The following is an 8560-nucleotide window of genomic DNA, read 5'->3' as shown; positions in this document are numbered from 1 at the left end:
ACCGTGACGTGACCGCGCTCGGCCGCCACGATCAACTCCGCGCGCTGCGGCTCGGCGGGGCGACGAGCCTGGTCAGCTTGGCACCGCTCACCGCCCTGGAGAACCTGACTGATCTGAGCGTCGAGGCCGCACACCGACTCGACGATCCGACCTCGCTCGGCGCGTTCACGCGACTCGCCGCGCTCGAGTTCGGCAACGGACACCCCGGATCAGACAAGAGCGTCACCCTTCCCGACCTCGGATGGGTCAGATCCCTCACCCGCCTTCGGACACTGGCACTGCCCGGCATCCGCCTGCTCGACGCCGATCTCTCACCCCTCCTCGACCTGCCCGAGCTCGAACACCTCCGACTGCCGCTGCGGCGGCAATACCGAAAGCAGGTGTTCGACCTCGCCGACAGCAGCGACGTCTTCGCCGACATCGCAGCGCAATACGAAGCCCTCGACAGCTGGCGCGCCAGTCTGCCAAACGCCCGGTAGCCGGTCGCTCAGAGCGGCCCGGCCTGCTGCCACGCTGCCGCGCCGCAGCGAGACCAGGTGGGACCGACCGTGAACGCGGATCGGCGGCGGCGGTCGTCGTCAGTTTCGGTGGGTCCAACGGGATTCACACCCGCCGATGGTGACGTCGTTCCCACCCGGCAGCGGAGCCCGGAAGCCGGTCCCAGAGACGAGAGCCGAGCGGGGACGGGCGAACGCCGGCAGCCGGCCCCCGTCATCGCGCATGAGACGGGGGCCGGCAGTCTTGGGGGCGGGCGGATGCCGCGTCAGCCGCCCGACGCGCGGGCGGGCGCAACGACCGCCGCCGCGGCATCCGCCCGCGACGGCACCGCCGCGATCGCCTCGATCTCGAAGCGGTACTCGGGGCCGGCGAAGCCGGCGACCTGCACGAGCGTCGACACCGGGAAGTCGTGCGTGAAGTACCGCGCGCGGATCTCGCGCACGTCGTCGCGGACGAGGCGGAAGTCGTCGCGGACGAACACGTTCACCTTGACGACATCGGATGGCGTCGCGCCCGCGGCATCCAGCACCGCGGCCAGGTTGGCGAACGCGAGCTCGACCTGCTCGCGGGCGTCGGCGGGCATCGTGCCATCCGGTCGCATGCCGATGATCCCGCTCACGAAGACGAGGTCGCCGCCCGAGACGCGGATGGCCTGGCTGAAGTCGGCCGTCGGCGGGTAGACCCCGACGGGCTCCACGATCTGCTTCTCCATACGTACGCTCCTACGACGCCCCGACGATCTTGCGATCGTCGTACCAGGGGGCGAGTCGGCGCCGCAGCGCCGAGATCAGCCACAGCGTGAGGTTGGCGATGATGACCATGACGATCACCATCGCGATCGCCTCGGCCATCATGAACTGGTACGCCGCGAACTCGAGCAGGTGCCCGAGACCGCCCGTGCCGCCCAGGAACTCGCCGAGCACCTCGCCCGTGAAGCCGAGCGCGGCACCGCGCTGGATGCCCGACAGGCTGTACGGCAGCGTCGCCGGGAAGATCACCTTCCAGCCGAGGTACACGCCGTTCACGCCGAACACACGGCCGGCGTTCACGAGCGACGGGCTCACCGTGACGGCGCCCTCCATCGTGTTGAGGATGATCGGGAACACCGCGAGCAGGAACACCAGCGCGATCTTCGACTCGTTGCCGAGCCCGAGCACCAGGATGAACAGCGGCGCGAGCGCGACCTTCGGCGTCGAGTACAGCAGCCACAGGAACGGCGCGACCGTGAACCGGAGCACCGGCGACCAGCCGACCGCGAGGCCGACCACCACGCCGACCACGATCGCCATCGCGAGGCCGATCAGCACGTTGGTCATGCTGTAGGCGAACGCCGCCCAGAACTCGGGCTCGCCGAGCAGGCGCACGAACGCGACGATGATCTCCGACGGCGGTGGCAGGAACGCGGCGGGCACCAGCTGGAACCAGCTGACCGCCGCCTCCCAGACGAGCACGATGCCGGCCACCACTGCGAACAGCAGCAGGCCCCACTTGGCCTCGCCCGTGCGCACCACGCGCCGCGGACGGACGATCCGGTTGGTCCCGGTCGCTGACGTGACGCTCATCGTCGGCCCTTCCTCGTCCACGGTGCGACCCAGCGTTCGATGAGGGTCACCACCTGGGTCATGCCGACGCTCCACACCACGACGACTGCGATGGCCGCGAACGCCTGGTCGGTCTGGTACGTGTTGGCGGCGCGGATGATGAGCGCCCCCATGCCCGACGACGACCCGGCCAGCTCGGCGACGACCATGCCGATCGTCGCCAGCACGACCGCCTGCCGGAGCCCCGCGAACAGGAACGGCACGGTCGACGGCAGGAACACCGAACGGTACAGCTGCAACCGGTTCGCTCCGTAGACGCGGCCGGCGTTGATGATCGACTGGTTCGTCGTGCGCATGCCCGCGGCGATGTTGAGCAGGATCGGGAACAGCGCGCTGATCGTCACGAGGAAGATCACCGGGCCGATGCCGAACCCGAACCACGCCTTCGCGAGCGGCTGGTACGCGATCGTCGGGGTCGCGTAGATCGTCCACGCGATCGGGCCGACGATCCGGTCGACCGGGAGCACCGACCCCATCAGCAGGCCCACGGGGATGCCGATGACGACCGCGATCGCGAAGCCCGTGAGCCACGCCTGGATCGACACCGTCAGGTTCGCGGCGAGCGCGCCGCTCTGGACGAGCTCGACGAAGCCCTGCGCGACGGCCGACGGCGGCGGGAAGAACACCGGGTTGATCCAGCCGAACACGCCGACGACGAGTTCCCACACGACGAGCATCACGACGACCTCGCCCGCCAGGACGAGCGCCTTGCCGCGCCCGCTGAGCCCGGCGAGCCACGCCGCGATGCCGCCCCGTCCGAGGTTCGGCCCCGAGGCGAGGAACGTGCTCACTTCGACACCGCCGCTGCGGCCGCCTCACCCTGCAGGGCGTCCCAGAGGTGATCGCGGAGCTCGAGGAAGCGCGGGTCGCTCTGGATGCTGCGCTCGGAGCGCGGGCGATCAAGTCCGGTCTCGATGACCTCCTTGATCGCACCCGGGTGGCTCTTGAACACCACGATCCGGTCGCCGAGCAGGATCGCCTCCTCGATGGAGTGCGTGATGAACAGGACCGTCTTCCCCGTGGCCGCGATCAGCTTCTCGATCTCGGCCCGCATGACCTCGCGCGTCAGCGCGTCGACCGCGCCGAGCGGCTCGTCCATGAGCAGGATCCGCGGCTGCGCCACGATCGCGCGGGCGAGTCCCACGCGCTGCTGCATGCCGCCGGAGAGCTCGCGCGGGTAGGAGTGCTCGAACCCGCTGAGGCCGACGAGCTCGATCGCCTCCTGCACGCGGTCGCGCCATCCGCCGCCCCGCAGGCTCTTCTGCATCTCGAGCCCGAACTTCACGTTGTCGAAGACCGTGCGCCACGGCAGCAGCGCGTAGTCCTGGAACACGACCGCCCGGTCGGGGCCGGGGCCCGTGACCGGTTCCCCGGCCACGAGCACCTGCCCCGCGGTGGGCTTCACGAGCCCCGCGATCACGTTCATGAAGGTCGTCTTGCCGCAGCCCGACGGCCCGAGCACGGTCACGAACTCGCCCTCGCGCACGTCGAGGTCGACGCCCTCGATCGCGATGAGCTTCGATCCGGTGCGTGCCACGTCGTAGCTCACCGTCAGGTCGCGCACCGATATCAGCGGGGCAGCGGATGCCTCGCCTCCGGCCGGCTCGATGGTCGTCGTCGTCATCGCAATACCCTCTTCCACGCTCACGGGAGCTCCCATCGCCTACGTCAGGGCCGGCTCGGCGGCGTGCTCGCGAATCTTCGGCAGCACCTCGGTGCCGAGCAGCTCGATCTGCTCGAAGAAACGGTCGAACTTGAACCGGAAGTCGAAGACGACGTGCTCGGTGCCGATCGCCTCGAACTTCCTGAGCTCCTCGACGGCCTCGTCGGGGTTGCCGACGATGAGCTGGCCCGACAGGTCCTCGACGGTCTCGAACGTACCCGAGGGCGGGCGGACTGCGAACTTCGCCTTGTTCGCCCAGGCCAGCAGGCCCGGGATGTTCACGTGCTTCAGCGCCTCCTCGCGGGTCTCCTCGATGGAGGTCGGCGGAATGACGGCGACGGTCGGCAGCGGGCGGCCCGAGGCATCCGTCATGTCGCGCATCGTCGCGATGCGCTTCTCCATCGTCGCCAGCGAGATGCGGCCGGGCATCCAACCGTCGGCGTACTCCGCCGCGAGGCGCGCCGACCGCGGCGTCGCACCGCAGTACCAGAACGGCACGCGTCCGCCGACGGGCTTGGGCTCGATCGTGACGTTCTCGAACGAGAAGATCCCGTCGTCGTAGGTCACGTCGTTCTCGGTGAAGACGCGCTTCAGGATCTCGGCGTTCGAGCGCACGGCCTCGACCCGGTCGAGGTCGCCCCATCCGATCGCCTCGAACTCGTGGTCGAACGTTCCGGCGCCGAAGCCGAGGATCAGCCGCGGTCCGACGAGCTGCGTGATCGTGCCGGCCATGAGCGCCGTGACGAGCGGATGCCGGAACGGGATGAGCGAGCCCGTGCCGAGCTCGATCCGTTCGGTGACGGCGCCGATCGCGGTGAGGGTCGTGAGCGCGTCGTAGAAGGTGCGGTTGGGCTTCTCCATCTCACCGTGCGGCTCGAAGACGAGGTGGTCGCGCACCCACACCGAGTCGAAGCCCATCCGCTCGGCGAGCTTGGAGCCCTCGAGCAGCTTCTCGCGGCTCGCCTCCTCGCCGAAGTGGGGCAGCAGCAGTCCGAACTTCATCGCCATGGTCAGTTCCCTTCCGTTCCGGCCGTCTCGGCCGCGAGTTCGGCCGGAGCGGCCGCGAGCTTCCCGTACCCGGGTTCGCCGACGACGGCGCCGTCGGCGTAGACGTCCCGGCCGCGCACGAGGGTGCGCTCGATCCGGGTGCTGATGGTGCGGCCGTCGTACGGCGTCCAGCCGATCTTCGAGAGCACGTCGTCGTTCGTGATCGTCCACTCGTGCTGCATGTCGGCGATCACGATGTCGGCGTCCGCGCCGACCTCGAGCGCACCCTTGACGCCCGCCAGGCCGAACTTCTCGGCCGGGATGCGGGCGACCATGTCGACCGCGCGCTCGAGGGTCAGCTCGCCTCGGTTGACGGCGTCGAGCATGAGCTCGTAGTAGTACTGGATGCCCGGCGTGCCGGTGTGCGCGCTCCACATCTCGGTCCAGCCGATCTCCTTCTCCTCGCGCGTGTGCGGCGCGTGGTCGGAGCTGGCGATGTCGATCGTGCCGTCGCGCATGCCCTCCCAGATCGCCGCGCGGTTCTCGTCGGGCACCCAGTACGACAGCGCGTACGGACCGAGCGTCTCGACGTCGCCCCACGTGGAGAGGAACGGCGCCCAGTGGTTCACCTCGCAGGTCACGTCGACGCCGGCGGCCTTCGCGCGACGGACCGCCTCGATCGAGCGGCGCGTCTGGATGTGCGCGATGTGCACGGGGCATCCGGATGCCTCGGCCAGGCGCAGCACGACATCGATCGCCGTGTCCCAGATGACACCCTCGCGTGCGGCGTACGCCGACGCGTAGCCCTGCGGAGTGTTCTCGCCGCGCGCCAGCACCTCGCCCTCGATGTAGTCCATGAGCGCCTGGTCGTGCGGGTGCACGATGAACCGCTTGCCGGTGCCGGCGATGCGGTCCATGATCTGCAGCAGGTGGCCGTGGTCGTGGATGCCCGTGCCCGCCGGGTGCGGGTAGGTGCGACCGGTGTCGACGACCATGTAGATCTTGTAGGCGTTGATGCCCATCTTGGCCATCGGCACGATGTCGTCGAACTTCGTCGGCGCCGGGTTGTGGTTCCAGTCCACGATCGAGGTCGACGCGTAGCGTTCGAAGACGTCGGTGAGCGTCTCGACGTCGACCGTCGGGGGGTTGAGGTTGGGCATGCCGAAGATCGTCGTCACGCCGCCCGCGGCGGCCTGCCGGGTGGTGGTGAGGATGTCGTCCTTGTGCTCGTAGCCCGGTTCGCGGGTGTGCACGTGGACGTCGACCATGCCGGGCAGCACGAGCCGTCCGGTCGCGTCGATGGTGCGGGCGGCGTCGACGGCGACGCCCGGCGCGACGAGGCCGGCGATCCGGCCGTCGTCGACGAGCAGGTCTGCGGTGGTCGGGCCGGACGGCGTCACGACGACGCCTCCGGCGATCCTGAGGTCGATGGTCACTGCGGTGCCTCCATGCGCTGGATCGACTCGCCCTCGCCGGGCGAGCGGGTGGTGCGGACGTCGACGTGGCTCGGTCGCACGTGGCGGTCGAGCCAGTCGACGATCAGCGGGGTGGTCTGCTCCCAGTAGCGGTCGTACGCGGCGTAGTGGGTGGTGTGCCGCTGCATGACGAGCTGCTTGGGGCCTCGCGCGGCGGCGTAGAGCCGCTCGGCGTGGTCGGTGGGGGTGGTCGCGTCGCCCTCGACGCCGATGACGAGCAGCGGCGTCGTGAGTCGGGCCGCCGCGTCGATCGGCCGGTAGCCGAGGATCTCCTCGGCGCACGAGAGCGGGATGGCTGACGGGATGCGATCGTCGACGTCGGCCTTGATCGTGGTCGCGCGCCGCTCGGGAGTCGGCACCATGATCTCCTCGCGGGGATGCACGAGCCGGCCCGTGCCGGTCGTGACGCGCTGTCGGCGGTCTGCGTCGAGCCCGGCCAGGAAGGCCAGCCACTCGTGCTCCTGCCGCATCCGGTGCAGCCAGTCGGTGCCGTCGGCGACGGGCACCTGGCTGACGGCGGCCTTGACGCGCGGGTCGGCATCGGCGAGGAGCACGGCGTTGCCGCCGCCGGTGCCTCCGGTGCCGAACACGCCGATCGCGTCCGCGACGACGTCGTCGCGCGTGGTCAGGTACGTGACCGCGTTCACGAGGTCCTGCAACTGCCGCGCCGGTGAGAGGATGCCTCGGTCGCCGCCCGAGTCGCCGAAGCCGCGGTAGTCGAACACGAGCACGCCGAATCCGGCGGCGACGAGCGCCTCGTGGTAGCGCACGTAGAGCTTGGCGTCCTTGAGCCCGAGCCATCCGGGGCCCTGGACGATGGCCCGGTGCGGGCCGGGGCCGTCGGGGGTGCGCCAGAGCCCGGCGAGGCGGTCTCCCTCGCTGTGGAACTCGACCGGTGTCGTCTGCATGGATGCGACGTCCTTCCGTTGAACGCTGCGACGCGTGGTTCGGGTGCATTCCGTCACCCGTGTTCTGGATCATGCCCTATTTTGGATCCAGAATCCAGTATTGAATCCCTTTCGATCGCGTGGAATGATGACGAGTGACCGCCGGCTCGGATTGGCCGGTCGGGCCGGCCCGGGATTGGGCCGCGAGTCGCCGACGTTCGTCGGATCACGCACGCACGCCATCCCGGAGGTCCCATGCACACGTCCACCCGACACCGAACCCGCGCCGCGCTCGTCATCGCGCCGCTCGCCGCCGCGGCATCCGTCGCCCTGCTCGCCGGTTGCGCCCAGACGGCGAACGCGGGCGGTGCCGCCGCAGGCGCGGCCGAGGCGGAGCCCGCCGCCTCCGGCTTCCCCGTCACCGTCGACAACTGCGGAACCGAGGTCACCTTCGAGTCCGCCCCCGAGCGCGTGATCACGGTCAAGTCGTCGACGCTCGAGCTCCTCCTCGCGCTCGGCCTCGAGGACCGCGTCGTCGGCGCCGCGTTCACCGACGGTCCCGTCCCCGACGAGTACGCCGACGCGGCCGCGGGCATCGAGATCCTCTCCGACAAGGTGCCGTCGCAGGAGGCGACGCTCGCCGCCGAGCCCGACCTCGTCTTCGCCGGCTGGGAGTCGAACCTCACCGCCGAGGGCGCGGGCGACCGCGACACGCTCGAGCAGCTCGGCGTGCACACCTACGTCGCGCCCGCCGCCTGCAAGGAGGAGGGCTACATGCCCGACCCGCTGACCTTCGACGGCGTGTTCGCCGACTTCGAGGAGGCCGGCGCGATCTTCGGAGCGACGGATGCCGCCGCCGACCTCGTCGCGGAGCAGCGCGCGGCGCTCGAGGCGATCGAGCCGAACGACGAGGACCTCACCGCGCTCTGGTACTCCTCCGGCGACGACCAGCCGTTCGTCGGCGCCGGCATCGGCGCGCCGCAGATGATCATGGATGCCGCAGGGCTGACGAACGTCGTCGCCGACGTGCACGACACCTGGACCTCGCTCTCCTGGGAGGCGGTCGTCGACGCGAACCCCGACGTGATCGTGCTGGTGGATGCCGCATGGAACACCGCCGAGTCGAAGATCGAACGGCTCGAGGCCAACCCCGCGACGGCCGCGATGCCCGCGGTGAAGGCCGGTCGCTACGTGATCGTGGACTTCCCCTCCACCGAGGCGGGCGTCCGCAACGTCGACGCGGTCGCCGCGATCGTGGAGCAGCTCGGAGCGCGCTGATGGCGATGCAGGTGGGCAGGGCGACGGATGGCGCGACGCGGCCGTCCGGCGACCCCGCCCGCCGGTCGCCGTCTCCTTCGGGCCGGTCGTCGGCCCCTCGGCGCACCGGGACGGCGACCGCGTTCGGCGTCGGGGTCGCGCTGGTCGCGCTGCTCGCGGCATCCGTCGTGC

9 protein-coding genes are annotated in these 8560 nt (G+C 70.3%); 2 read left to right on the top strand and 7 right to left on the bottom strand.

The features are described 5' to 3' along the window. The coding region (locus ESO86_RS18680; protein WP_207207049.1) for a hypothetical protein at positions 1-479 on the top strand (479 nt) is incomplete at its 5' end. Positions 480-763: 284 nt separating this feature from the next. Here ESO86_RS18680 and ESO86_RS07225 read toward each other — a convergent pair. The 7 genes from ESO86_RS07225 to ESO86_RS07195 are packed head-to-tail and all read right to left on the bottom strand — an operon-like array spanning position 764 to position 7132. Beyond that, positions 764-1210, bottom strand: a complete 447-nt coding sequence (locus ESO86_RS07225) for a RidA family protein (RefSeq protein ID WP_129234294.1) — start codon at positions 1208-1210, stop codon at positions 764-766. Between the two features lie 10 nt (positions 1211-1220). Then, positions 1221-2060: an ABC transporter permease gene (locus ESO86_RS07220; RefSeq protein WP_129234293.1), complete on the bottom strand. Its 840-nt coding sequence runs from the start codon at positions 2058-2060 to the stop codon at positions 1221-1223. Continuing rightward, the gene (locus ESO86_RS07215) at positions 2057-2890 is read right to left on the bottom strand and encodes an ABC transporter permease (protein ID WP_129234292.1); all 834 of its coding nucleotides are present in this window, start codon (positions 2888-2890) and stop codon (positions 2057-2059) included. The genes ESO86_RS07220 and ESO86_RS07215 overlap by 4 nt, the downstream gene beginning before the upstream one ends. Further along, entirely contained in the window at positions 2887-3723 is an 837-nt protein-coding gene (locus ESO86_RS07210; RefSeq protein ID WP_129234291.1) for an ABC transporter ATP-binding protein, read from the bottom strand. Before ESO86_RS07210 ends, ESO86_RS07215 begins: the two co-directional genes overlap by 4 nt. A gap of 39 nt (positions 3724-3762) precedes the next feature. Next, complete coding sequence (locus ESO86_RS07205; protein WP_207207048.1) at positions 3763-4770, bottom strand: LLM class flavin-dependent oxidoreductase; 1008 nt, start codon at positions 4768-4770, stop codon at positions 3763-3765. Positions 4771-4772: 2 nt separating this feature from the next. Continuing rightward, positions 4773-6185, bottom strand: a complete 1413-nt coding sequence (locus ESO86_RS07200) for a dihydroorotase (protein ID WP_129234290.1) — start codon at positions 6183-6185, stop codon at positions 4773-4775. Then, on the bottom strand, positions 6182-7132 hold the full coding sequence (locus tag ESO86_RS07195; protein ID WP_129234289.1) for an alpha/beta hydrolase: 951 nt from the start codon (positions 7130-7132) through the stop codon (positions 6182-6184). Before ESO86_RS07195 ends, ESO86_RS07200 begins: the two co-directional genes overlap by 4 nt. A gap of 234 nt (positions 7133-7366) precedes the next feature. On the opposite strand from ESO86_RS07195, the gene ESO86_RS07190 reads away from it, so the two are divergent. Then, complete coding sequence (locus ESO86_RS07190; protein ID WP_129234288.1) at positions 7367-8389, top strand: putative F420-0 ABC transporter substrate-binding protein; 1023 nt, start codon at positions 7367-7369, stop codon at positions 8387-8389. The last annotated feature ends 171 nt before the right edge of the window (positions 8390-8560 follow it).

This window comes from Agromyces binzhouensis, from assembly GCF_004135055.1.
Lineage (GTDB): Bacteria > Actinomycetota > Actinomycetes > Actinomycetales > Microbacteriaceae > Agromyces > Agromyces binzhouensis.
This window is presented reverse-complemented; position numbering and strand designations above follow the sequence as displayed.